Here is a 24,531-nt window from a genome sequence, read left to right as displayed (position 1 = left end):
GCTCTCCGCTTGTTCTTCGGGCGGAGTTGAAACGCGAGATAAAACGAACGATCGTTCGTGCGGTTGACTAGCGAACGATCGTTCGCTAGTCAAGTGATCATGGCTGTCCACACCTCCAGCGCGGCGGAAGCGGCTGCGCCTTCGACACGAGAGCGCATCCTCACCGAGGCGCTCAGCCTGTTTGCGCAGAGCGGCTATGGCGGCACCTCGATGCGCGAGCTGGCGCGCCGCGTCGGCATCCGCGAGAGCAGCCTTTACAATCACTTTCCCGGCAAGGCCGCGATCCTGGAGGCGATCGTCAGCGAGCACGGTCCGGCGAGTTCGGCGAGCCGGCTGGAAGAGCCGCGCTACAAGCAGCTCGCGCGCCAGCCCGCCGCGTTCTGCCGCCAGTTCGCACTCGACCTCGTCGAGCAATGGTCCGACCCGCGCGAACATCAGTTCCAGAAAGTCATCACCGCCGAGCGCAACCGTGTGCCCGGCATCCGCGCCAAATTCGCCGATCATTTCTACGCGCGCGAGCAGAGCCTGATGACGGACTACTTCCGCGGCTTCGCGCTGGCGGGCCTCGTGTCGACGCCGGACCCGCGCGAGACCGCGCGGCTGTTCGCGGCAGGCCTGATCTATATCCGCCTCGAGCACTATGTGATGGGCGCGGCACCCTCGCCGCGAGCGAGGGTGATCGAGGCGATCGACCGCTATCTCGCCTTCTTCCTGTCGCTGATCGCGGCAGGCAACGATATCGACAACAAGAAACGGAAGCCCAAGGGAGAGAAACGTGGCAAGGCTGCCCCTGATTGATCCGGAGACGACGAGCGGCGACATCCGCGCCTCGTTCGACCGCATGCCGGTCAAGCTCAACATCTTCCGCATGATGGCCCATGCCGAAGCCAACATGATCCCGGCGATGCGGCTCGGCAATTCGATCCTGCACAAGCAGAAGCTCTCGGCGGTCAACCGGGAACTGCTGATCCTCCAGGCGGCCCAGCTCGAAGGCGGTGCCTATGAATGGCGCCAGCACGTGCCGATCGCGCTCGGCGTCGGCTGCACGCAAGCGCAGGTCGATGCAGTCGAGCGCGCTGACTACGATGCCACCGGCTTAAGCGATGCCGAGCGCGCGCTGCTGAAATTCGGCCGTGAGGTAGTCGAGAACGTCCGCGTGACCGAAGCGACCTTTGCCGCCGCGCGAAAGCATTTCAGCGACCAGGAGATCGTCGAATCCATCGTCGCGCTCGGCTTCTACATGATGATGGCACGCCTTACCGAGGCGACCGAAACCGATCTCGATCCCGCCGCAGGCATGAAGGTCTACGACGGCGGCAAGAAATAGGGCGGCTGAGATGTCGGAAGCCGAGAGCAAGCCGGAGCGCTACGTACGTCCGCACAGCTCGGAATCGTTGGGAGAGGCGCCGGGCAGGGGGCGCCTGAAGGGCCGCCGCATCCTGATCGTCGGCGGCGGACAGCGTGTGTTCGATGCCGCCTCCGACCCGATCGGCAACGGCCGTGCCATGAGCATTCTATGCGCACGTGAAGGTGCGAAGGTCGCGGTCGCCGATCTCAACCGCGCCTCTGCCGAGCAGACCGTCAAGCGCATCACCGATGAGGGTGGCGAGGCTGTTGCGATCGCTGCCGACGTTACGTCTGAAGCCGACGTCCAAGGCATGATCGAGCAAGCCCATCGCGCGATGGGCGGCCTCGACGGCATGGTGCTGAATATCGGCACCTTCGGCAAGGTCGGGCTCGATGCCGTCAGTGCCGAGGAGTGGAATGCGATCTACGACGTCAACGTCCGCGGCCCCATGCTGTGTTGCCGCGCGGCTCTGCCGAAGCTTGACGATGGCGGCGCCATCGTCTTCATCTCCTCCATTGCCGCGCTGAAAGCGGGCTCGCAGATGGCGGTGTATGATTCCTCAAAGGCCGCGCTCGGCGGCCTGATGCGCAACATCGCCCATCTCGGCTCCCGCCGCGGCATCCGCGCCAACCTGGTCTATCCCGGCCTCGTCGATACCCCCAACGGCCGCGAAGCCGGCGCGGGCCGCCCCTCGCGCGGCAAGGGCCACGTCCCCTTCGGCCGTCAGGCGACAGCCTGGGAGATTGCCTACGCCGTGCTGTTCTTCCTGTCGGATGAGAGCGTCTACGTCACCGCGCAGACGCTCGCGGTGGATAGCGGCTTGAGCGGGATGTGAGGCCGCCGTTCGGGCGCCACACCCACTGACGTCATCCTGAGGCGCGCAAGGGCGCGCACCTGGTGGAGACACAAACGTATATCTATCGCGCCTGCGACCGCGCGCGACAGAGCAGGTGGTCGAGCGAGATGTTGCCGGGTCCGTAAGCCATGATGCCGAGCGCCATTGCCGCCCAGGTGAGGTGGATCGGCCAGCCGTCGGGCACGGTGAGCTCGACGATGACGGTCATGAACAACAGCCCGAGCCCTGCGAATCGTGTGCCGAGACCCAGCACCAGCAGGATCGGAAACGTGACCTCGCCGCAGCCCGACAGGAACGCCATCACCGTCGGGGCCGGAAAGTGATAGGGCCCGCCCGGCAGATGCAGCATGAACTCGTCGCTGAACAACGTCACGGCGGTGTCGTTGAGCCTGAGGAAGCCGTCCCATTTGAGCAGGCCCGAGCGCCAGAACGGCACCGCCAGCGCGAGGCGCAGCACGAGTTGGACCAGCGAGGGGGTGGCGATCGTCTGCACCAGCCGATTGGCCCTGTCGACGAGCAGCCAGAACGACGGCAGCCCGCTGCCCGACGCTATGCGTTGGTCCGTGATCATCATGCGTCTCCAGCAGCAAGCGAGGTGAATGCACCGGCCTCGAGCAGGCCGGCGATGTTCATGGCGATGTCGAATTCGGGCGCTGCATCCAGTGCCGACGCGGCAGCTTCGCCGAGCGGCCGGCCAGATGCGAGGCAAGAGGCAAAGACGGCGCCGCCAACCGGAAGATGTCGGACCGCGACGTCGAGTTCGGGCCGTGTGATCAGGGCGTCCTCCGGCGTGGACGCGTCGATGCGCTTGACCGGCGCGTTGTCGCGGTTGGCGGCGAAGATCGTCACCGCAGAGAACGGCGAACGCACGATCCGCATTGCCGGATGCGGGATGAAGATGGTGTCAGCAAGCCGTTCCGGGGCGATCGCCGAAAGCCGCGCCGGCGACAGCGGCGCAGCGTCGGCTGCGTGATAGGCATCGAGCCAGGCCCGCTCGATGCGCGCGACGTCGGCGAGCCACGGCATGGCCTGCGCATGCTCATAACGCACAATGAACTCCGGGAAGTCGCGGCCATACTCGAACAGCAGCGGCGAGGTGGGCGGGGTGCTGCGAACATGGAAGCGCGCCATGGCGCGGAAGAACTCGGCGCCGGTGATGCGCTGCACCGCCGGATAGACCGCGGCCAGCGCGTCGATCAGGCTGACGGTGACGTTGTTGCGGTAGACGTCGTAGCGCCGGCTCGCGGCCTTGCCGTTCGGGCCGGACACGGTCTCGGGCGTGCTGCGTGCCGGATCCAGCAGTGCCGGCGCGAACGCAGCGGCGAAAGACAAGTCGGGTTCAGGCCGCATGGCGGTCTCCCGCCAATGCTGGGGACTGATGACGGTCGAGAATCGCCTGGGCAGCAGCGGCTTCCGCTTGCAGCACCGGCCAGTCCGGAATCTTGCTGTCCCATTCGACCAGCGTCGGCACCGGACCGCGGCGCTGGATGACGAGCTCGTAGAGCTTCCAGACTGCGTCAGCGACCGGGCCGTCGTGACTGTCGATCAACAGCGGATCACCTTCGTCGTCCGCCTGCTCGGCATGGCCCGCAAGATGGATCTCCCCGACCCGCGACAGCGGGAAGTCCGTGAGATATTCGAGTGCCGAGAAGCCATGGTTCGTCGCGGAGACGAACACGTTGTTGACGTCGAGCAGCAGCCCGCAGCCGGTGCGCTCGGCAATTGCGCGGATGAACTCGGTCTCGCGCATCGAGGATTCGCGAAACGTGACATAGGTTGACGGGTTCTCCAGCAGCAGCGGACGGCGGATCGCTTCCTGCACCTGGTCGATGTGATCGCAGACGCAAGCCAACGTCGCTTCGGTATAGGGCAGGGGCAACAGATCGTTGAAGAAGCTGGTCTCATGGGTCGACCATGCCAGATGCTCGGAGACCAGCGTCGGCTGATAGCGCGCGACGAGGCCGCAAAAGCGCGCCAGATGCGCCTTGTCGAGCGGCCGGGGTCCGCCGATCGACATGCCGACGCCGTGCAGCGAGAGCGCATGATCGCGGCGGATCGCCTCCAGCGCGCGATGCGGCGGGCCTCCATGGCCCATGTAGTTCTCGGCGTGGACTTCGAAGAAGCCACGCCGAGGTCCTGCCTCGAGGATATCAGCCAGATGCTCGGGCTTGAAGCTCGTCCCGGCTACGCCGCCGATGGGAATTGCGAAGCGGAGCGGCATGGCTGCTGGTCGGGTCGACTTGATCACCGTGCTCATCGTGCTGCTCCGTTCGTGCTTGTCGGCGACTTCGTGCGGGCCGCTAGACCGGCTTCAGCGAACCCTTCTTGCCGCCCGGCAGCTCGATACTGGTGCAGGTGCCGCCCTGCACGAATTTCCAGGCGTTGCCTTGGAAATCGACGGTTGATGTGCCCTGGCAGGTCGTGCCCGGTCCCGCCGCGCAGTCGTTCTGGCCCTTCAGCGCGACGCCGAAGCACTTCTCTTTCTTGGCGGCCATGGCAGCCTCGCCCTCGGCCTTGGTCAGCGGGCCGGCCGCGGCGAGGCTCGCGAGCGCGGTGGATAGGGCGCCGGCGAGGACCAGCGAAGTGACGGCATGCTTGGCAGACATCGGGATTCTCCTGTTCGAGATGGCATCGCCTAGCAGGCGATGCGCGCATGGTGTCCTTCGCTGCCCGCGCAGCCCGCGTTACGGACTGCTGTTCACGAAGGCGTGACCGGTTGGATTGGGCGCACGACGCGTGCGCTTGGGCCGGTATTGGCGGGCAAGCTTGCGTTCAAAGCCAATGCTTAAGGCGTATCGAGACGGTAGCCGCCGGGCATTGGCGGCGGACGACTTATTCATGCCAGAGGTAACGGGCGCGGGCCTGCGGCGTAGAGCATGACAGTGGCGCGGTGGACCAGCGGGCGAAGACAGTGATGAAGGTTGATCCCGAACGACGGCTTCATACGATCGCAAGGCTGACGATCAGCATCCGCCTCGCGGTGTCCGCGCTGGTCCTGACGGCGATCCTGTTGACGGCCGCGCTCTCCAGCCTCCTGTGGTGGCGCACCGCGGAGGCGACCAGCCGGCAACTCGCCTCGACCATCAACGAGCAGATCGTGGCGGCGGTGCGCAAGGAGGTCTTGGCCATCGTCGACGAGGCGCGCGCCGCGCACACCGCGATCCGCACCTTGTTCCTGCAGAACGTGCTCGACACCCGCGAGGCCGACAAGCGCGAATTCGTGTTTCTGTCGCAATTGCAGTCGCAGGCGACGATTTCCTGGGTCGCCTTCGGCTGGCCCGACGGCTCCTACTTCGCCGCGCACAAGCTCGGTGATCGCCGCCTGGAGATGATGGAGATCTCGCTGACGGATCATCCTGGCGAGCGCCGTGTCGATGAGTACGACGTCGTGCCCGGCGACATCGAATTCGCCAATCGCCGCTTCGAGCCGACCTCGTTCCGCGTCGCCGATCAGGCCTGGTTCAAGGCCGGGCTGAAGGCGGACGATCCGCAATGGTTCAGGGTGCTGGACCATGCGACCGGCCAGCGGCCGTCGATCGCCTTCGCCGGGCCGATCGACGTCTATCAGGAACGGCAAGGCGTTCTGGCCGTCATCATCGAATACACGAGGCTTGCGCGTTTCCTGTCGCAACTCGAGGTCGGGCGCACGGGGACCGCCTTCATCGTCGATGGCAGCGGCGAACTCGTCGCGGCGCCGGACAAGGAGGCCGACGAGCTCCATCCGGCGCGCGGCGACCTGAAGCTGCTACCGCTCGCGCGCCTGGCGCTCGACAAGGCCGGTGAGACCGGCCGCAAAGAGGCGTGGCGCAGCCGCCTCACATCGGGCCGCGCAGCCTACGAGGTGACGCTGACGCCGCTGCCGTTTCCCGGCTGGTCGCTCGCCACGGTGATCCCCGAGGCCGAGTTTCTCGGGCCGGTCGAGACGACGCTGCGGCGTCTGATCCTCGGCCTCGCGATCGGCGCCGTATTCGCAGCGCTCGTCTCGGCGTTGCTTGCGCGCTCCGTCATTGCCGCGCCGCTGTCGCTCGTCGTCGGCGAGCTACGTCATGTCGAGGCCTTTGCGCTGGAGCAGGTCCGTCGCCATCCGTCACGGCTAAGGGAGATTGCGAGCCTGTCGGGCGCGATTGCCGAGATGGCGGCCGGGCTGTCCGCATTCCGAAAATTCATCCCGGCCGATCTCGTTCGTGATTTGCTGCACCAGGGCGTCGAGGCGAAGCCCGGCGGCTATGTCCAGGAGCTCAGCGTGATGTTCATCGACATTGCCGGCTTCACCGGGCTGTCCGAACGGCTGGGCGATCGCGTCGTGCCGCTGCTGTCGCGCTATCTCGACGTCACCTCGGAGATGATCGTCGCCAATGGCGGCACCATCGACAAATTCATCGGCGACGCCGTGATGGCTTTCTGGGGCGCGCCGCAGCCGCAGGACGATCACGCCGCGCGCTGCTGCCGCGCCGCGCTCGCCTGCCGCAGGGCCGTGGAAGAGTCCGGGCTGGTCGACGATCTCGGCCAGCCGCTCCAGATCCGGATCGGAATCAATTCGGGCCGCATGCTGGTCGGCAATATCGGCTCGGAGCTGCGGCTGAACTACACCGTGATCGGCGATGCCGTGAACGTCGCCAGCCGGCTCGAAGGGGCCAATAAATCCTATGGCACGCAGATCCTGATCGGCGAGACGACCGAACGTCTGGCGCGCGGCGCCGTCGTCACGCGCGAGCTCGACAGCATCGCTGTCTACGGACGGGAAGAGGGGATCTCCGTCTACGAGCTGATCGGGATGGCGAATGACGACGCTAGCGTCGATGCGTCCTGGATCGCTGATTACGAGCGCGGCCTTGCCAGCTATCGGGCGCGCCGGTTCACCTATGCGATAGCCGATTTCGAGACGGTATTGAAACGGCGCGGCCACGATCGTCCAGCCGAGCTGATGCGCGACCGCTGCCGCAAACTCGCATCGGCCGGGCCGGACGCTGCTTGGCGGCCTGTGGCGGCACTGGCGTCGAAATAGCGGCGTCGGAATCCGGGGCACCCAGCGCCTCCGATCGCGGCTTACGCGCATCTCACGTCAGGCTCTTGAGCTTGACGGGCGTCCGTTGTAAAGGGGGCTTGGGTCTGCAGTTCACCCAGGCGTCACCGTCCCGCGAGGGAAGCTAAACCTGCAAGGCTCAATCGAACCGACACCAACCTCGTGCCGCGTCGTAAGCCGGTGACCTCCGACAATCCTACCCGGATCGGCACATCGAGGATTGGTCATGGCCAGAACTCCCATTGCCTTTGTCGCGGGCGACATCTCCGCGCTCGCGAAATCCGTGCGCGCCCAGCTCCTGGAGCGGACGTCGCCACCGGGGCACGTCGAGCTGCTCAACATTCTCGCGCGTGCGACGGGACACAGGAATTACCAGCATTTTCGTGCATGTGCGGCCGGAAGTTCCGTTGATGACCGCGTGGCGCCGGCATCCCAGGGCGATGCGGTCGATCTGAAGCCCGTGCAACGGGCGGCGCGCCATTTCGGCGACTACGGCCGGCTGCTTCGCTGGCCGGCTCGGCATAGCATGCAGCAATTGAGCCTTTGGGTGTTGTGGGCCGGCTTCCCGCCGCGCTGCAGTCTTGCCGAGGCGCAGGTCAAGGCATTGTTGAATCGCCAACACGCTTTCGCCGATGATGCCTTGCTCCGCCGCGCGCTGTGCGATCACGGCCTGATCGTCCGCACAGCCGATGGGCGGGACTATCGCCGGATCGAGCGTCGGCCGCCAAGCGACGCTACGGCGTTGCTGCGTCACCTGAAGGTCGGTGCCCCGGAAACGGAGGTCGCGACATGACCGCAAACCCGGACGCTGTGCCGCTTGTCGGGCCTGCGCCGTCCGACAACGTCGTGCTGTTCTCGCATGCCGAGAGCATTTGTCGGGCAATCCCGCAGGCGAAGCTGCTCGCGCTTCCCGACGGCGGCCACGTGTCGCTGTTCACACATCTTGAAACGGTGCGGAAGGCCGCTGAGCCGTTTCTGGAAGCATACGCGAACGCTCCGCCGCACTCCCATCGTATCGAGGATCTCCATGAAGACCACACTGCTCAAACCTGAAGACTACACGCGCTCGCCCTGGAAGAACGGCGGTGGCATCTTCACCGACCTTGCGGGAGCTTGGCGCGAAGATGCGCCGGCGAGGGATTGGAACAGCCTGCTCTGGCGGTTTGCCGCGACACCGATCGTGGCGCCGGGTCCGTTCTCCCATATGCCCGGCATCGATCGTCTCCAGATGGTCGTCAATGGTCGCGGGCTGGTGCTGAAGTCGCCCGCGCAGGATTTCGACGAGCGTGAACCTTTTACGACGGTGCGCTTCACCGGCGAGACGGAGATCGTGACCGCGCTCGAGGCAGGGCCGGTCGAGGTCGTGAACCTGATGGCGCGGCGCGGGGCGGCCGAGATCGATCTCCTTGCGCTTCGCGAGCCCGGCGAGCGGCAGCTTGCTGCCGGCACGCACCTGGTTTACGCCGCGCGCGGCGATTGCCGCCTCCGTCTCGGGCTTGAGGATTTTGCACTTTCGCACGAAGACACGCTGAAGGTCGAGCTCACCACGGCCTCTAAGCTCGCGGTCGTCTCGGGTCTGGCCGTGCTGGCGTCGATCCGGCTCACCGGCTAGGCGGCAGCTGCGCCGGTCGCGCGGGTGCGCACAATCCATGCAACTGGCTAGGTTGACGCGGCGGAGCTGGGGCACGATATGTGCTGCGATGCAAACCGCCGCTCAAGGGGCAGATATGAACGCGCCAGACAACAACGCCCCTACGCAAGCCGACGGCGTCGTCGACTGGTTGACCAGCGGCACGCGCGACGAGCGCTTCATCGACGACATCTTTGCGCAAATGTGCATCCGCCTGCAGCAGGCGGGCATCCCGCTCAAGCGGGCGACGCTTCACGTGATGATCCATCATCCGCAATGGCTGGGGGCCCGCATGATGTGGTCCGACGGCAAACAAGAGGCGGAGATTACGCTTGCCGACTACGACGCCCGCGAGCGGTCGGAATATATCGGTAGCGCCGCCAACGAAATCCTCGACGGCGCCGACGAGGTGCGCGAGAGGCTCGAACAGGTCTCCTCGCTCGGGCGCAAGCACGCGCTCTACGATGAGATGCGATCGCTGGGCCTCACGGACTATCTGGCCTGGCCGCTCCTGCACACGCTCGGCAAGCGTCACCTCGTCACTTTCGCGACCGACCGGCCCGGCGGGTTCGCCGAGGCGGATATCGCCAGCCTGAAGAAGGTGATGCCGGTGCTGGCGCTGGTCAGCGAGATCCGCATCAAGAACCGCCTGGCGCGCACGCTGCTCGAGACCTATGTCGGGTCCCATGCCGGCGAGCTGATCCTCGCCGGCGCTACCAGGCGCGGCACCGGCACGACGGTGCGCGCGGCGATCATGATCTGCGACTTGCGCGATTTCACCAAAATCTCCGACAACTGGCCGCGCGACGACGTCATTGATCTGCTCAACGATTATTTCGACGCGATGTCCGAACCCATCGCGCGGCATGGCGGCGAGATCCTCAAATTCATCGGGGACGGCCTGCTCGCGATCTTTCCGCTGAGCCAGCCCAATGCCTGCGCCGACCTGCTCCATGCCGTGACCGAAGCGCGCCAAGCCATGGTCGCGCTGAACGAGCGCAACAAAGCGACCAGCCGCGCACCGCTGAACTACGGCATCGGCGTCCACGTTGGCGACGTCATGTACGGCAATATCGGATCGAGCAGTCGGCTCGACTTCACCGTGATCGGTCCTGCCGTCAACATGGCCTCCCGCCTGGAAGCCCTGACCAAGCAGTTGGGACGAACAGTGCTGCTGTCACGCGACTTCGCCGAGCTGGTGGAGCCGAAGTTCGAGCTGGAGCATGTCGGCAAGCACGAGGTGCGCGGCTTCAGCGATCCGATCGAGCTGTTTGCCTATCAGGGGTGACGGGCATGAAGGCTGGGCGGCGGCGGGCCAAGGGCAAGCTTCCCAACCGGGGCTTGTCTTGTTGCCAACGTGCGACTGGGTGACTACGCTTTACCCCAGCCAGTCCAGGCGTTCCTTCGATCGGCCGCACGTCCATGCCCAAATTCCTTCGCATCGGGGTCCATCAGTCGAATGTATCGGGATACACGTCGAAGGCGTGGTGTGTCAGGCGGGTTGGCTCGGCGGTTTTCCTGAAGTGGGGCGCCGTGGAGGTTCAGGGCGCCGGCGACAAGCGAAAGGTCTATTGGACACGTCTGCCGCAGGAGAAGACGGTTCGCTGCGGCACGGTGCAGCGCGCCCAGGACTATGCCAAGGCCGCGATCGCCCGGCGCCGCAATCATCGCTATGAACCGCTGGCCGGATCGATCGCGCTCCAGCGCCGATCGGCGGAACGCAGTGCCGAGCCCAAGCAGGCGCTGGCCACGATCCTGATCGTCGACATCGTCGGCTCCACGGCAAAGGCCGCAAAGCTGGGCGATGCGCGTTGGACCAAGGTGATGGGCCACTATTACGCCGCCGTGCGCAAGGAGCTGAAGACGTGCGGCGGCAAGGAAGTCGTGACCACGGGCGACGGCGTGCTGGCCACCTTCAAGAAGGCCGCAACGGGCATCGCGTGCGCGACCGCGATTCAAAAGGCCGTGCGCACGCTGGGGCTCGACATCAGGGTCGGGCTGCATGCGGGCGAATACAAGGTGAGCGGGGGCGAGATGGTTGGTCTCGCGTTTCACATCGGCACGCGCGTCGCCGCCAAAGCGCGTGCCGGCGAGGTCCTGGTCTCGAGCGCTGTCAGGGACCTGATGGCGCAGTCGGAGATCCGCTTCAGGGATCACGGCGTGCACCAGCTCAAGGGCGTGCCGGCGCGATGGCGCCTGTTCCGGGTGGAGGATTGAGCGGGATTGCGGACGAGGGCGACACAGGCCGGAACCGGCTCATGCCCGCGACGGCAGGCTGCGGCGCGCGGAACTCGTTGACGGGATTGGCGTCTTCGTATTCTCAGCAGCCGCGTTAACGTCGAAAACACCAAGCGCCTTTACGGGTCCTTCGCCTCTATATCCTAGCCTCCGAGATGGCTGGGACAACCTTGATGGGCTTCTTCGCGCGGTTTCGTGACGCTTTCGCGATCGGTGATACGACCGATCCGCTCGGCCGTTCGCTGCTCGTCGAGCAGTTTCGCGTGCTCCGCGAGCAGGTGCCAGTTCTCTACGCCGCGCTTCTGGTGAACAGCGTCAGCGTGGGACTGCTCCTTCCGAACACGGTCTCGGCATGGCTGCGATTTGCCTTGCCGGGCGCTCTCCTGGCGGCCTGTCTCTTTCGGCTGGCCCAGTGGCTCCGGCTGAAGAAGGCCGATTTCACCGCCGAGGAAGCGTACCGGGAACTCGCGAGAGTTCGCCTCGCCACGGTGGCGCTCAGCGGCAGCTTCGTGATCTGGATTCTGGCACTGTTCGTGGTGGTCGATCCCGGTCTACGCGTGTCGGTCTCCCTGCTGCTCTTCATGGGCTGCGTCGGGACGGCCTACTGCCTCGGCAGCTTCCCGCCGTCGTCCCGGCTGACGATGCTGATAGCCGGCGCACCCATCGCGACGGTTCTGCTGCTCTCCGGCAACGGGATGCTGGTCTCGGTCGGGATCAATCTGCTGGCGCTGCTCGTCCTGCTCACCCGGATGATCAACACCAATTTCCGCTCCTTCGTGAAGCTGGTCGAGACCCACGGACGGCTGTCCGGGGAGGGCGATCGCGCGCGGGCCGCAGAGCAGACCGCGACCGCGTTCGCAGAGCGCTTCGACAGGGCGCTCAACAACATGTCCCACGGCCTTTGTTTCTTCGACGACGATCAGCGCTTGATCGTCTGCAACCGGCAGTATCTCGAGATCTACGATCTGGATCCGAAACTGGTCCGGCCGGGCATGCAGCTGAACGACATCGTCGAGCTCCGCTATTCGGTCGGCAGCGCGCCGAAGATGTCGAAGCAGGATTATCTCGACTGGCGCAACAGCACGCCGGTCACCGCCGCAAATTCGGATACGACCGTGGAATTGACCAACGGGCGGATCGTGCGGATCCGGCATCGCCCGATGGAGGGGAAGGGCTGGGTCGCGACCCACGAGGACATTACTGAGCGCCATCGCACCGAGAAGGCGCTTGCGGAAGCCAAGATCGCGGCCGAGCAGGCCGAAGCCGCCGCGCGCGCCGCTCACACCCACCTGACCGAAGCCCTTGACGTGGTCCCCGAAGGTCTTGCCGTCTTCGACAAGGACGATCGTCTGGTGCTCTGGAATCGTCAGTATGCCGAGTTCTACACCGCCAGCAGGGACGCCTTTGCGGTCGGCGCGCCGTTCGAAACCATTATTCGAACCGGGTTGGCCGGCGGACAGTATCCGGACGCCGCAGGCCGGGAGGAGGAGTGGCTCGCCGAGCGCCTGGCCCACCATGCGCTGCCGCAACACTCGCACGAACAGCATCTGGCGGGTGACCGGTGGGTTCGCGTCGAGGAAAGACGCACCGGCGACGGAGGCAGCATCGGAATCCGGGTCGACATCACCGACCTCAAGCGCCGGGAGGCTTCCTTCCGCCTGCTCTTCGAGGAGAACCCGCTTCCGATGTGGGTGGTCGACGCGAAGACGGGCCTTCTTATTGCCGTGAACGGCGCGATGTGCCGGCATTACGGCTATTCCCGCGAAGACCTCCTCGCCATGTCCGAATCTCAACTCGCGTATGGCGAGCCGCAACACGGCGCCGAACGCGACTGCGAATTGCACAGGACCGCCGACGGCGAGGCGATCGAGGTCGTGATCGAATCCCGGCCCCTCGTTTATGAGGAGCGCTCCGCTCATGTCTGCGTCGCCTTCGACGTGACGGAGCGGAATCGGGCGCAGCAGAGGGTGAGCTATCTCGCCTGTCACGACGCGCTCACCGAGTTGCCCAACAGGGCCGCCCTGGACCAGCACCTCGGCGATGCGATCGAACGGGCAGAGATCGCCGACGGCGGCTTTGCCGTGCTCTGCATCGATCTCGACCATTTCAAGGAGATCAACGACCATTTTGGCCATGCCGTCGGCGACACCGTGCTCCGCGAGGCCTCGCGACGTCTGCAGGACGCCGCGCAAGGATCCTATGTGGCGCGTGTCGGCGGTGACGAATTCGTCGCCATCATCGATCGGTTGCCGCTGCCGGCAGCCGCGGAGCTGCTCGCCACGAGGATGAGAGCTCAATTCGAGCAACCGATCGAGGTTGACGGCCGTGCGCTGAAGATCGATCTCTGCGTCGGCGTCGCGCTGTATCCGAGAGACGCAGACAACGCGGTTTCGCTGCTGGCGAACGCGGATGCCGCGCTCTATCGCGCCAAGCACGAGGGCAGGGGAGCGATCCGCCTGTTCACGAGCGCGATGGACCAGCAGTTGCGCGACCGCCGTGCGCTGGAGCACGATCTGCGGACTGCCGTGGCGCGAGGCGAGCTCTATCTGGAGTATCAGCCGCAGCAACACCGGGATGGCACGCTCATGGCCTACGAGGCCCTGGTGCGCTGGCGGCATCCGGTGCGCGGTATCATTCCTCCGGGAGAGTTCATTCCGATCGCGGAGCAAAGCGGCTCCATTGCGCAGATCGACGACTGGGTTCTGATGGAGGCGTGCAGGGAAGCGGCGTCATGGGATCAGCCGCTCCGAATCGCCGTCAACGTGTCGGCGACGCAGTTTCGCCGGGAAGACCTCGATGCGCAGGTCCGCCGAGCGCTGCGGGACAGCGGGCTTTCGGCCGGGCGCCTCGAACTCGAAATCACGGAAGGCGTTCTGATCGAGGACGTGGCGCGCGCCAGGACGACGATGCAATCGCTCAAGGCGCTCGGCATCCTGATCGCGCTCGACGATTTCGGAACGGGATATTCGTCCTTGTCATATCTCGAAGCGTTTCCGCTGGACCGGATCAAGGTCGATCGATCCTTCGTTGCTTCGCTCGGCCAGAGCGAGCGATCGCTGGCCATCGTGCGGGCGGTGATCGGCCTCGCCTACGGGCTCGGGGTGCCGGTGCTTGCGGAAGGCATCGAGACCGACGCTCAGATGTCGCTCCTGGTGCAGGAAGGCTGCGATGAGATGCAGGGATATTTGATCGGGCGGCCCCGGAGCCTCGCCTCGTCGAAGCAAAGCAAGAACGCCTCCAGGCGCGCGGTTTCCTGAACGTCGGATCCGGCGCAACGCGCCTTAGCCGGCCGGATCGGTTCGGTCGCATTTCGGGCATCGCCCGTCCGCGGCGATGGCGAGTTGGCGGCCGATCTCTTCCCTCAGCGCGTTGCCGTCGAAATCCGTGCTGTCGCTCCCCAGGATTCGCTTGGCGCGTTCGTATGCATGGCTCTCGGCGGCGTCGTCGCCGACGCGGACGACGACGTCATCGTGGAACGGGCAGGCCGTGGTGGCGCGCGTCGTCTCGAGCGCGTAGCGCACCAGCGAGGGCAGATCATCGAAATTGGCGGGCATCATGGCTGCTCTCCTGAGCGAGGAGTCGCGAAGGTGGCCTGCGCGAAAGTGGCCTGTGTCCGGCGGCGGGTCGTGCGGACCCGCGGCCTTGTATCGAAGCGGCGCCCGGAGTGCCTAGGAGTCCGGGCTCCGCTTCGTTCGACACCGGAGCGACAAAGCGCCCGATGCCATCCAGAGCATAGGCGCCGGCAAACCGTTCGCATTGACCCATCGCAAACATGGGGAAGGCCCCTAAGGAATCGTCCGCAATATCGCCGGCGGCGGGTTGGGCGCATGAAGCAGGATATGCAGCGCCAGATTCTCTTCAGGTGCCCGCGCACCGGCATAGACGTCCAGCATCGGATCGATGACGCTCGGCCCGAGAGTTCCGAGCCGGCGGATAGCTACGTCGCCGTGAGGTGCCCGGCCTGCATGTCGCTGCACTTCGTCAACAGCACCACCGGCAAGCTGCTGGGTGAGCGAAGCAGCCCGCCCGTCGCCATGCCGCGCTCCGCTTGATCCGCCGTCCGCGTCGATGTGCTGTGACGACAGAGGCGCTCCGTCGCTGGATATGGCAACGGAACGAGTTCTCGAATGACGCGAACAGGCGGCCTCGGCGCTGGTCAGGGGGCGGACTTCGAGCCGAGGCCGCCATTCTTGCCGGAATTGTGAAATGCCGGCGCAGACCAATGCCCGGCAACACTGCTCTGTTCCTATTCCCAGGGCGTCACGCCGACCAGCGGTCCTGCTCTTCCTGGTGAGCATGCTCGTTGAGCCGTTCAGCCAACTGGTCCGCAATCTGCTCCGTCTCGGCCGAGGCCACCGGCTCGCCCTTGTGAGTCCTGAGCTTGTCCTTGTCGGCTTCGATCGGGAAGTCGTCAGGTGTCAATCCGGTATCCTTGCCGGTAGCCTTCCCGGCATCCTTGCGATCCTCGTCCATGGCGCGCCTCGCTCTGTCCCCATCGGGAAAAACACGCGTGAAGGCTGATTGTTGCAACGACGATGAAGCTTGATCGCTTCCTCGAAAGGACGGCAACGCACGTTGTCTTCAGGAAGTGCCAACGGTGGGAGTGCCCAGAACCTCCGTGGAAGCGCCGCTGTACCGCCGAAGCGCCGGTGACGGCGTTCGGCGGCAACACGCCCCCGCCAGAATTGCGTCAATCTGTTCAGGAACTGATCAGGCGACTTGCTCGCTCGGGGGAACGATCCGCCGAACCGCTATTTCTCCACCGCCCCCGTCCAGTCCTTGAAGCCGCCGACATTGTAGACCTTGTCGTAGCCCATATCCTTCAGCACCTTGCCGGCCAGCGCCGACCTGCCGCCGGAGGCGCAATAGAGAATGACGGACTTGCTCTTGTCGAACGCCTTGTCGTGATAGGGCGATTCCGGATCCGCGCGAAACTCCAGCATCCCCCGCGAGACATGCACGGCGCCTTCGATCTTGCCGCTGGCCGCGACCTCCGGCGCATCACGAACGTCGACCACCAGCGTGTCGCCGTTCTTGATCATCTCGGCCGCCTGTTCCGACGTGATCTTGGGGACCGCCGCGTTGGCGGCTTCGAGCATCTGCTTGACGCTGGTTGGCATTGGGTTTCCTCCGTTGTTGCTCCCCGGGGACGATAGCACATTGGTTCGCGTTGTGCCTCCTCCTGGCGAGAGCGGTCATCGGCGCAGCGTCACCGCACCCCCGTGCCTTTGCAGCGCTGGCACTTCACCACCTTGTCGCCCTTTTTGAGCAGGCCTTTGCCCTCGCAATTCTTGCATTTCTGCTTCTTCTTGATGTTCGGGCCTTTTTCACTCGTCATGAAATTCTCCTGCCACTGGACGGCGGTCTTGTGCGGGTGCTCGGCGGAACAGCCGGGCGGTGCGAATTAAGCCCTACACTCATGCAGGCTTCGGCACCACCAGCACCGGCACGCTTCCGTCCACCAGGACCTCGGATGTCTGGCTGCCCAGAAACAGCTTCCTGAGGCCGCGACGCCCATGAGAGGCCATGACGATCAGGTCGCATCCCCGGGACTTTGCCGTTTCGATGATTGCCGTCGCCGGGTGCGCATTCGGTACATGCAGAAGTTCTGCGGGCGTGCCGATCTGCTCCGACATCGCGCGCGCTTCATCGAGCACCTTGCCCGCACGGTCCTTGCAGGCTGCCTCGAAACTGTCGATCTCGTCCTGCGTCGGGATCCATCCCGAGGCGTGTCCGCTGCCATAGTCGACCGGCAGCGCTTCCGTCACGGTGATGATCGTCAGCCTGGCGTTCAAGGCCTTCGCCAAGGCGATGCCATGCTCGACGCCTTTTCTCGCGACGTCCGATCCATCCGTGCTCAAGAGAATGTTGGCGTACATGCGGGCGGCTCCCTTGCTCGTCGAACAAAGTGATGCCTGGGGAGTATGTGCTGATGCAGGCCGTGGGTCCATGCGCTTGTGCTGAGCTCGGTCTGGCTGTCAGAAGATCGAAAGGCTGTCGTTATGGTAGGATTGCATTTGATTCATTAGCCTCCGAACCCTCGAAAGCGATCGATGCTGTCGGGTGCGCTGGACTGCAACCTCTCCAGCGAGACCCGATAATTGCAGTGCCAGTGCTGGACTGCACCAATCCAGCACTGGCACCGCAATTTGCGTCTCCCCTGCTAATCGATATCAGCTTGCCGGATTGCGCGCCGTGACGATCCACGTCGCGCTGTTCATCATCAGCGACCGCTCGCCTGGGCGGCCCGCGAAGGCGGCGCGAACCGCGGCCGAGGCGCGGGCATGCGCAAACGTCCCTGTCGGATCGTCGAAGAACATCCCCCCGAAACGTGAGAACAGGATGTCGAACGCCCCCTCGGGCCGCTCGGCCGCCTCGAGAATACGATCCCGGGTATCGTCTTCGATGTGTTCTGCAATCAGTGTCGTCCGTCAGGACTTGTCAATCAGCGTTGCTTCTCAGCAAGCGGAATAGCATGCGGGTCATTGCTCCCATGCTGCGGCGCGGCAGGCTGCTCGGGGGTGCCCGCCTCGTCCAGGCTCTTCCTGAACCAAAGTGCATAGAGGCCCGGCAGGTACAGCAGCGTCAGGAACGTCGCGACGAACAGGCCGCCCATGATGGTGATCGCCATCGGGCCCCAGAACGCCGAGCGCGACAGCGGGATCATGGCGAGGATCGCGGCGAGCGCCGTCAGCACTACCGGACGGGCGCGGCGAACGGTGGCCTCCACGATCGCCTCGCGCCGGGTCATGCCTTGGGAGACGTCGGTCTCGATCTGGTCGACCAGGATGACCGTGTTGCGCATGATCATGCCGGCGAGCGCGATCAGGCCGAGCAGCGCCACGAAGCCGAACGGGGCGTTGGCGACGTTGAGGCCGAAGGAGGCGCCGACGATGCCGAGCGGTGCGGTCAGGAACACCAGGATCAGGCGCGAGAAGCTCTGAAGCTGGATCATCAGCAGCGTCAGCATCACCATGACCATCAGCGGGAAGAGGACGAAGATCGAGGCGTTGCCCTTGGCCGATTCCTCGAACGCGCCGCCCGGCTCGATGCGGTAGGCCGGCTCGAGGTGGTCCATGATCGGCTTCAGCTTCGGCGTGATCTGGCCCGTGACGTCGGGCGCCTGCACGCCGTCGACGACGTCGGAGCGCACGGTGATCGCCATGTCGCGGTTACGCCGCCACATGATCGGCTCCTCGTGGGCATATTCGATCTTGGCGATCTGCTGCAGCGGCACGGCAACGCCGTTGCGCGAGGTGATGGTGAGATCGCCGACGCCGCCGAGGTCGAGACGCTCGGACGGGACCGCACGGGCGACCACGGCCACCTTCTCGATGCCGTCGCGGATGGTCGTGACCTGCGCGCCCGAGATCAGCATCGCGAGCGCCTGTGAGACGTCCTGCGGGGTCAGGCCCATGGCGCGGGCGCGGTCCTGGTCGACGACGAGCTTGAGGTAGGGCGACTGCTCGTTCCAGTCGAGCTGGACGTCCTGGACGTTCTTGTTCTGCCGCATGACGTCGCGGACCTGGTAGGCGATCTCGCGCACCTTGTTGGCGTCGGGGCCGATCACGCGGAACTGGACGGGGAAACCAACGGGCGGACCGAAATTGAAGCGGTCGACGCGCACGCGCGCCTGGGACAGGAAGCCCTCGGCCGCCGCGCTCTCGATCTTGGCCTTGATCCGCTCGCGCGCCTCCACGCCCTTGGCGACGATGACGATCTCGGCAAAGGCCTCGTTCGGCAGCTGCGGATTGAGGCCGAGCCAGAAGCGCGGCGAGCCCTGGCCGACATAGGAGGTATAGGTCGCGATGTCCTTGTCGTCCTTGAGCAGCGTCTCGGCCTGCTTCACCGCCTTTTCGGTGACGTTGAAGGCGGTGCCTTCGGGCAGGCGCAGCTGGAGGAACAGCTCGGGCCGCTCCGACAGCGGGAAGAACTGCTGCTGGACCTGACCGAAGCCGACGACCGAGGCGATGAAGACGCCGACGGTCGCAACCACCACGGTGATGCGGTGGTTGACGCACCATTGCACGATGGCGCGCAAGCCGCGGTACATGCGGGTCTCATAGACCGCGTGCGGATCGTGATTGTGGTGCGCCTTCATCTCCGGCAGCAGCTTGACGCCGATATAGGGTGTGAAGATCACCGCCACGAACCAGGAGGCGACCAGCGCGATCGCCACGATCCAGAAGATGCTGCCGGCATATTCGCCGACCGCGGAATTGGCAAAGCCGATGGGGAGGAAGCCAGCGGCCGTGACCAGCGTTCCCGTGAGCATCGGAAACGCAGTAGATTCCCAGGCAAAGGATGCCGCGCGCATGCGGTCCCAGCCCTGCTCCATCTTCACCACCATCATCTCGACCGCGATGATGGCGTCGTCGACGAGCAGGCCGAGCGCGATGATCAGCGCACCCAGCGTGATGCGGTGCAGGTCGAGCGACATCATGTTCATGACGATGAAGACGATGCCGAGCACCAGGGGCACCGACAGCGCGACCACGATGCCGGTGCGCCAGCCGAGTGCCAGGAACGAGACGAACAGCACGATGACGAGCGCTTCCATGAAGGAATGCACGAACTCGCCGACGGCATGCTCGACGACCTTGGGCTGATCGGCGATCAGCTTGACATCGATCCCCTGCGGGACTGCCTTCATGAAGTCGGCCGTCGCCTTCTCGACCTCCTTGCCGAGGTCGAGGATGTTGGCGCCCTTGGCGGTGACGACACCAATGCCGATCGCGGCCTTGCCTTCCTGGCGGACGACGAAGGTCGGCGGATCGACATAGCCATGGGTGACGGTGGCGATGTCGCCGAGGCGGAACACGCGGCCGTTGCTCTCGACCGGGGTCTCGGCGACGGCCTTGGTGCCGTCGAGCGCACCGGTGACGCGCAGCGGCACGCGCTGCGCGGAGGTCTCGACCGTGCCGGCCGGCGTCACGTTGTTCTGCTTGGCGAGCGAATCGAACAGCGCCTGCGGCGTGATGCCGAGGGTCGCGAGCTTGGCGTGGCTGAACTCGACGAAGATGCGCTCGTCCTGATTGCCGTAGACGTCGACCTTGGTCACACCAGGCACCTTCAGCAGGCGCTGGCGAAAGCCTTCGGAGATCTTCTTGAGCTGGGCGTAGTCGGCGCCGTCGCCGGAGATCATGTAGAGGATGGAATCGACGTCGGAGAACTCGTCATTGACGACGGGCCCCAGGATGCCCGGCGGCAGCTGGCCCTGGACGTCGATCACCTTCTTGCGCAAGAGGTAGAAGAGATAGGGCACGTCCTTCGGCGGCGTATCGTCGCGGAAGGTCACCTGGAGCGCGGTGAAGCCGGGCTTGGAATAGGTCTGCACCTTCTCGAAATAGGGCAGTTCCTGGATCTTCTTCTCGATGGGATCGGCGACCTGGGTCTGGATCTCCTGCGCGGTCGCGCCCGGCCACAGCACGGAGACGTTGACCACCTTCACCGTGAAGAACGGATCCTCGGCCCGGCCGAGCTTCTCATAGGAGAAGTAGCCGGCGACGCCGAGCATGACCATAAGGAAGAGAACCAGCGTCGGGTGGCTGACGGCCCAGGCCGAAAGGTTGAAGCGCTTCATCGCTCTCTCCGAAAGGACGTTCCAATTGCCTAAAAAGGACAGCCGCTCTGTTCAAACCATCATCGCGAGGCAGCGAAGCAATCCAGGGGGCTGGGCAGATTCTGGATCGCTTCGCCGCTTCAGCCTCTGCTTAGGGACAAAGGCCGAAACTCTCCTCACACGACGTAACTCGTAAGAAACTTAGAAGGACAGAGAGTGCACTGTCACCGTAATCCAATTGTCAGACTGGCGAATCCCGCGCGTTTGCCCGAGGGCGTCAGCCGACGTCGCAAAGCTGACGAGCGACTAAAAAGAAACGCGGAGTCATGCACCAATCAAGGTCCTGCGCCCCGCGCGTACAGGCCAAGGGCAAGCAGGGAAAACGCGCTCATCACGACGCCCAGCGCCAACATTGCTTCATGTGACACCGTAGCAGCAAGCCATACGCCGATCGCGGCGATCATCATCTGCAAGAAACCCAGCAGCGCCGAGGCGGCGCCGGCCTTCTCCCCGAATGGAGAAAGCGCCCGCGCAGTGGCCAGTGGAATGACAACACCCGCGCCGAGAAGAAAAACGCACATCGCGCCCAGAAAAGGCAGGAAAGTCGGGCTGATCATCGAGATCAGCAGGATTGCAAGGTTGCTGGCGGCCGTCGCGCCCAAGCCGGCCCGGATCGGGCCATCGAGCCCGTAGCGTGGTGCCAATCTTGTTGCAAGCATACCCGCGGCGGCTACGATGAAGGCGGTGCCGACGAAAAAGAGGCCTACTTGGATCGGCGTGAAGTGCAGCGCTTCGATGAATAGGCGCGGCGCAGCGGAAAACATTGAGAACATGCCACCTATGATGAGGCTCGAGGTGGTCGCGGGGATAGCGAAGCGACGGTCGCCAATCAAGCCGGCATAGGTCCTGCCGATGGCAGCTGGGTTGAGCGGCGTGCGGATCGAATTGTGTGTTTCGCCGAGAACGATGCCGTAGGCAACGGCGCCGACGGCAGCAAAGGCCGCGATCAGCGCGAATTCGGCGCGCCAGCCAAGACTGTGGTCGAGTGCGCCGCCAAGCAGTGGCGAGAACCCGGCAGCGGCGGACATCACGATCATGATGAGCGCCATCGCGCGTGCCAGCGCTGCGCCACTAAACATGTCGCGGGCGATGGCGCGAGACAGCACTGCCGTCGCACAAGCCCCTGTTGCCTGCACGACGCGGCCGGCAAGGAGATTCGGCAGGTCGGTTGCCAGACCGCACCAGATGCTGCCCGCGAAGAACACGGCAAATCCGATCAGGACCGGCCAACGTCTTCCGTAGCGATCCGAAAGCGGTCCGACCAGGAGCTGGCCCAATCCGAACACCGCAAGAAAGACGGTGATGGCGGACGTGACCACCGCAGTCGTGACGTTCAATGAGATCGCAATGTGCGGCAGAGACGGCAGCAAGATGTTGGTCGCCAGCGTTCCCATCGCGGTTAGGACGGAAAGGACCGCGATCGGCAGGGCGCTGGAAGTGGGAATGTCCCGCGGCGCGGTGTTGATAAGGTCTGCCATGGGATCCTTCGTTGTTAGGTTGATCGGTGGATTAAGGCGACGAGTGACAGGATTACGGTGACTGTGCGCTTAACTGTCGTTGTGACTATCGTTAGACCCGTGAAGAGGTTGGCGTAGCGATTGAGTGCACTGTCACCGTCATCGTCCAATCGTCGCGATCATCAGCTTGCCGGATTGCGCGCCGTGACGATCCACGTCGCGCTGTTCATCATCAGCGATCGCTCGCCTGGGCGGCCCGCGAAGGCGGCGCGAACCGCGGCCGAGGCGCGGGCACGGATGTCGTCGGGCTGATCAGCGAGCGCGCGCGACAGCGGGCCGACCTCCAATGTCATCTTCACCGCGTCGTCGATCGCCGCGTCCCGCGTCGCGCCCTCGCCAAACGAAACGGAAGCATCGAAGGGCGCGATAGCGATATCGGTGAAGCCGGCCCCCGTCAGGATCCGGCCCACCCGCCCCGGGTCGCCGAACGAGAATGGGCCGGGCGCTTCGGGATCGGGCAGCGCCATCGGTGGGACGATGCCCTTGATCGCGCCCATCGGCAGGCGCATCCAATCGTTCTCGGCCGTGCCGCGCCAGCAGACGAATGCGAGCCGGCCGCCCGGTTTGAGCGCGCGGCGCATATGCGCGAACGCCCCTGTTGGATTGTCGAAGAACATCACTCCGAAACGCGAGAACAGCAGGTCGAACGCGGCCTCGGGCAGCTCGGCGTTGCTGGCGTCGGCCACCCGGAACAGGACCTGCGTATCCTGTGGCGCACGGGCGCGCGCTCGGCTGATCAGCGGTTCGGAGATATCCACGCCCAGCACTTGGCCCCTGGCTCCGACGCGGGCGGCCAGAGCCAGACTCGACGCGCCCGCGCCGCAGCCGACGTCCAGCACGCGCTCGCCCGCCGCGGGCGCGGCGGCTTCGATCGCGGCCTGACCGAACACCGCCAGCCTGGCATCGAGCCGGGCCTCGTGGACGACCCAGCGCTCCCCGCTTTGGCCTTTCCAGTCGATGACCTGATCCGCATTTCGCTCTGCCATGACCTATCCTTGTTCTGGTTCGTTCTTGACGAAGCTGTCCGATGCCAAAGTGCGCATCGTCTCCAGCGATCCCGCCTCCACCAGTGATAAGGCGCCAGACCTGCGTGTGATCTTCTCATGCGTCGAGATCGGTGCCGCCTGGCGCTGGAATTCGAAGGACAACCGCGCCCGCGGCAACCGGAGAAGGGGATCTGTGCGCCGATGGCGGCATCACACGAATGATCGGCGTTAGCTCACGATTGGCCCAGCCGCAGCTTCATCCAAACCGGCACGAGCTAGGATAGCGAGGCTTCGTTCTGCAGCCTGCGAGTCGAAGTATTCCTCAATCGAATAAACCTTGCCCCATCGCAACTTGAAGACGTGGACGCCCCTGTTCACATACGAGCTTTGGCCATCAAGTAGCCTCGCGTTGGCCCGCCACTTGACGAACACCGTGGTGTTCCATGGCCAACCCGTCACCTCGAGCTGCTCGATATCTATGTGAAGTTTCGGGAAAACACGGCCCATGCGCTCGAACCACTGCTTCACCGATGGCTTTCCATGTCGCTCACCCCCCAACGCATGATCTCCGGCAACCCAGTGATACGCGTTTGGTGTTAGGCCCTTTGCAGCATCTTCCCAACGCTGGTTGTTGACATGATCGAAGCTCCTGCGGATCTCTTTTTCGACAATGAGACTGTAGACCATTGATGCACCCTGTTGTTGGATAGCCGACGGCTCTGCACGGATGGATACTTTCCAGATACTGAAAGCTGCTCCGGGTAACGACGCGATCTGTTGGGAAGCTGGCTGACGGGCGGCCACGCAGACGGCAGCGGCGCAATAGTCAGAGCCATCGGCGAACCTCGGCCTTGTAGCGGCGGTAGCCGTCGCCAAACTTCGCTTCGAGATAGCGCTCCTCGCGGGCGATCACTTGCGTCTGGATCGCGATCAGCACCAACGGGAGCAAGGCGAAGGCGATCGGCCCGTCGAAGCCGATCGCAAGGCCGGCATAGATAAGCGCCATGCCGAGATACATGGGATTGCGGGTCCACCGATAGGGACCGGTCGTTGCGATGAGGGTCGTCGGCTGGGACGGCGGAACGTTGGTGCCGAGCCGCCAGAACAGCCCCGCCGCCGCAAGCATCATTGCCGCGCCGGCAACGAACAGCAGCGCGCCCGCCGCGACCAGCAACCGCCAGTCGATGCCGAAGGAGCGGAGGGGGACGATCCGCTCGGCCGCCAGCCCCAACAGCAGCGCTCCCAGATAGATGAAGGGCGGAGGGAAGCGCACACCCGCGCTGTCTCGTTCGACGGCCATGCTCATCCTGC

26 protein-coding genes and 1 pseudogene are annotated in these 24,531 nt (G+C 64.8%); 12 read left to right on the top strand and 15 right to left on the bottom strand.

The window, feature by feature from the left end; all coding sequences use genetic code 11:
- The first annotated feature begins 99 nt into the window (after positions 1-99).
- Genes RX330_RS29465 through RX330_RS29455 form a run of 3 tightly spaced genes read left to right on the top strand, consistent with a single transcriptional unit; the run spans position 100 to position 2,183 of the window.
- On the top strand, positions 100-798 hold the full coding sequence (locus RX330_RS29465) for a TetR/AcrR family transcriptional regulator (RefSeq protein ID WP_317240816.1): 699 nt from the start codon (positions 100-102) through the stop codon (positions 796-798).
- Positions 776-1,327, top strand: a complete 552-nt coding sequence (locus RX330_RS29460) for a carboxymuconolactone decarboxylase family protein (protein WP_317240815.1) — start codon at positions 776-778, stop codon at positions 1,325-1,327. The genes RX330_RS29465 and RX330_RS29460 overlap by 23 nt, the downstream gene beginning before the upstream one ends.
- A 10-nt stretch (positions 1,328-1,337) precedes the next feature.
- Positions 1,338-2,183, top strand: coding sequence for an SDR family NAD(P)-dependent oxidoreductase (locus RX330_RS29455; RefSeq protein WP_317240814.1), 846 nt, complete (start codon positions 1,338-1,340; stop codon positions 2,181-2,183).
- An 82-nt stretch (positions 2,184-2,265) separates the two neighbouring features.
- Here the strand turns inward: RX330_RS29455 and RX330_RS29450 are convergent, their stop codons facing one another.
- From RX330_RS29450 to RX330_RS29435, 4 genes are read right to left on the bottom strand one after another with little or no spacing between them, the layout of a single operon-like run.
- A complete protein-coding gene (locus RX330_RS29450) occupies positions 2,266-2,775 on the bottom strand; it encodes a DoxX family protein (RefSeq protein ID WP_317243997.1) in 510 nt (169 codons plus the stop codon).
- A complete protein-coding gene (locus tag RX330_RS29445) occupies positions 2,775-3,554 on the bottom strand; it encodes a DNA-binding domain-containing protein (RefSeq protein WP_317240813.1) in 780 nt (259 codons plus the stop codon). Before RX330_RS29445 ends, RX330_RS29450 begins: the two co-directional genes overlap by 1 nt.
- Positions 3,544-4,461, bottom strand: a complete 918-nt coding sequence (locus RX330_RS29440) for a DUF692 domain-containing protein (RefSeq protein WP_212092752.1) — start codon at positions 4,459-4,461, stop codon at positions 3,544-3,546. Before RX330_RS29440 ends, RX330_RS29445 begins: the two co-directional genes overlap by 11 nt.
- Positions 4,462-4,504: 43 nt before the next feature.
- The gene (locus tag RX330_RS29435) at positions 4,505-4,810 is read right to left on the bottom strand and encodes a DUF2282 domain-containing protein (RefSeq protein WP_212092751.1); all 306 of its coding nucleotides are present in this window, start codon (positions 4,808-4,810) and stop codon (positions 4,505-4,507) included.
- Between the two features lie 308 nt (positions 4,811-5,118).
- Between RX330_RS29435 and RX330_RS29430 the strand changes: the two genes are divergently transcribed.
- The 7 genes from RX330_RS29430 to RX330_RS29400 all read left to right on the top strand — a co-directional run bounded on the left by RX330_RS29430 (position 5,119) and on the right by RX330_RS29400 (position 14,352).
- Positions 5,119-7,209, top strand: coding sequence for an adenylate/guanylate cyclase domain-containing protein (locus RX330_RS29430; RefSeq protein ID WP_317240812.1), 2,091 nt, complete (start codon positions 5,119-5,121; stop codon positions 7,207-7,209).
- Between the two features lie 244 nt (positions 7,210-7,453).
- Positions 7,454-8,020: a DUF2087 domain-containing protein gene (locus tag RX330_RS29425; RefSeq protein WP_317240811.1), complete on the top strand. Its 567-nt coding sequence runs from the start codon at positions 7,454-7,456 to the stop codon at positions 8,018-8,020.
- A complete protein-coding gene (locus tag RX330_RS29420) occupies positions 8,017-8,280 on the top strand; it encodes an alpha/beta fold hydrolase (protein ID WP_317240810.1) in 264 nt (87 codons plus the stop codon). Before RX330_RS29425 ends, RX330_RS29420 begins: the two co-directional genes overlap by 4 nt.
- Positions 8,255-8,839, top strand: a complete 585-nt coding sequence (locus RX330_RS29415; RefSeq protein ID WP_317240809.1) for a HutD family protein — start codon at positions 8,255-8,257, stop codon at positions 8,837-8,839. Before RX330_RS29420 ends, RX330_RS29415 begins: the two co-directional genes overlap by 26 nt.
- Positions 8,840-8,954: 115 nt before the next feature.
- Positions 8,955-10,145, top strand: coding sequence for an adenylate/guanylate cyclase domain-containing protein (locus RX330_RS29410; RefSeq protein ID WP_317240808.1), 1,191 nt, complete (start codon positions 8,955-8,957; stop codon positions 10,143-10,145).
- Positions 10,146-10,279: 134 nt separating this feature from the next.
- Entirely contained in the window at positions 10,280-11,074 is a 795-nt protein-coding gene (locus RX330_RS29405; protein WP_317240807.1) for an adenylate/guanylate cyclase domain-containing protein, read from the top strand.
- Positions 11,075-11,250: 176 nt separating this feature from the next.
- Positions 11,251-14,352: an EAL domain-containing protein gene (locus tag RX330_RS29400; RefSeq protein ID WP_317240806.1), complete on the top strand. Its 3,102-nt coding sequence runs from the start codon at positions 11,251-11,253 to the stop codon at positions 14,350-14,352.
- A gap of 24 nt (positions 14,353-14,376) precedes the next feature.
- On the opposite strand, the gene RX330_RS29395 is transcribed toward RX330_RS29400, so the two are convergent.
- Positions 14,377-14,652, bottom strand: a complete 276-nt coding sequence (locus RX330_RS29395) for a hypothetical protein (protein WP_212092744.1) — start codon at positions 14,650-14,652, stop codon at positions 14,377-14,379.
- Positions 14,653-14,922: 270 nt separating this feature from the next.
- On the opposite strand from RX330_RS29395, the gene RX330_RS29390 reads away from it, so the two are divergent.
- The gene (locus tag RX330_RS29390) at positions 14,923-15,147 is read left to right on the top strand and encodes a hypothetical protein (protein ID WP_249154106.1); all 225 of its coding nucleotides are present in this window, start codon (positions 14,923-14,925) and stop codon (positions 15,145-15,147) included.
- Positions 15,148-15,355: 208 nt separating this feature from the next.
- Here RX330_RS29390 and RX330_RS29385 read toward each other — a convergent pair whose 3' ends face one another.
- The 8 genes and pseudogenes from RX330_RS29385 to RX330_RS29350 all read right to left on the bottom strand — a co-directional run bounded on the left by RX330_RS29385 (position 15,356) and on the right by RX330_RS29350 (position 23,220).
- Positions 15,356-15,568: a hypothetical protein gene (locus tag RX330_RS29385; RefSeq protein WP_212092743.1), complete on the bottom strand. Its 213-nt coding sequence runs from the start codon at positions 15,566-15,568 to the stop codon at positions 15,356-15,358.
- A 278-nt stretch (positions 15,569-15,846) separates the two neighbouring features.
- The gene (locus RX330_RS29380) at positions 15,847-16,215 is read right to left on the bottom strand and encodes a rhodanese-like domain-containing protein (RefSeq protein ID WP_212092742.1); all 369 of its coding nucleotides are present in this window, start codon (positions 16,213-16,215) and stop codon (positions 15,847-15,849) included.
- A gap of 89 nt (positions 16,216-16,304) precedes the next feature.
- Positions 16,305-16,433, bottom strand: coding sequence for a hypothetical protein (locus RX330_RS29375; protein WP_007600646.1), 129 nt, complete (start codon positions 16,431-16,433; stop codon positions 16,305-16,307).
- A gap of 79 nt (positions 16,434-16,512) precedes the next feature.
- Positions 16,513-16,974: a universal stress protein gene (locus RX330_RS29370; protein WP_317240805.1), complete on the bottom strand. Its 462-nt coding sequence runs from the start codon at positions 16,972-16,974 to the stop codon at positions 16,513-16,515.
- 294 nt (positions 16,975-17,268) lie between these two features.
- A pseudogene (locus RX330_RS29365) lies at positions 17,269-17,463 on the bottom strand (hypothetical protein); the annotation flags it as partial.
- A 77-nt stretch (positions 17,464-17,540) separates the two neighbouring features.
- A complete protein-coding gene (locus RX330_RS29360; protein ID WP_317240804.1) occupies positions 17,541-20,678 on the bottom strand; it encodes an efflux RND transporter permease subunit in 3,138 nt (1,045 codons plus the stop codon).
- Between the two features lie 314 nt (positions 20,679-20,992).
- Positions 20,993-22,195: a multidrug effflux MFS transporter gene (locus RX330_RS29355; protein WP_317240803.1), complete on the bottom strand. Its 1,203-nt coding sequence runs from the start codon at positions 22,193-22,195 to the stop codon at positions 20,993-20,995.
- Positions 22,196-22,356: 161 nt separating this feature from the next.
- On the bottom strand, positions 22,357-23,220 hold the full coding sequence (locus RX330_RS29350; protein ID WP_317240802.1) for a class I SAM-dependent methyltransferase: 864 nt from the start codon (positions 23,218-23,220) through the stop codon (positions 22,357-22,359).
- Between RX330_RS29350 and RX330_RS29345 the strand changes: the two genes are divergently transcribed.
- A complete protein-coding gene (locus RX330_RS29345; protein ID WP_317240800.1) occupies positions 23,219-23,452 on the top strand; it encodes a DUF736 family protein in 234 nt (77 codons plus the stop codon). The genes RX330_RS29350 and RX330_RS29345 overlap by 2 nt on opposite strands.
- Here RX330_RS29345 and RX330_RS29340 read toward each other — a convergent pair.
- Positions 23,449-23,907: a nuclear transport factor 2 family protein gene (locus RX330_RS29340; RefSeq protein ID WP_317240798.1), complete on the bottom strand. Its 459-nt coding sequence runs from the start codon at positions 23,905-23,907 to the stop codon at positions 23,449-23,451. The two genes, RX330_RS29345 and RX330_RS29340, sit on opposite strands and share 4 nt — an antisense overlap.
- A gap of 139 nt (positions 23,908-24,046) precedes the next feature.
- Positions 24,047-24,520, bottom strand: coding sequence for a methyltransferase family protein (locus tag RX330_RS29335; protein WP_317240797.1), 474 nt, complete (start codon positions 24,518-24,520; stop codon positions 24,047-24,049).
- Positions 24,521-24,531: the final 11 nt, after the last annotated feature.

The organism is Bradyrhizobium sp. NDS-1 (assembly GCF_032918005.1).
In the GTDB taxonomy this organism is placed as follows: domain Bacteria; phylum Pseudomonadota; class Alphaproteobacteria; order Rhizobiales; family Xanthobacteraceae; genus Bradyrhizobium; species Bradyrhizobium tunisiense.
Note: the sequence above shows the minus strand (reverse complement) of the source record. Positions and strands in the feature narration are given on the sequence as shown.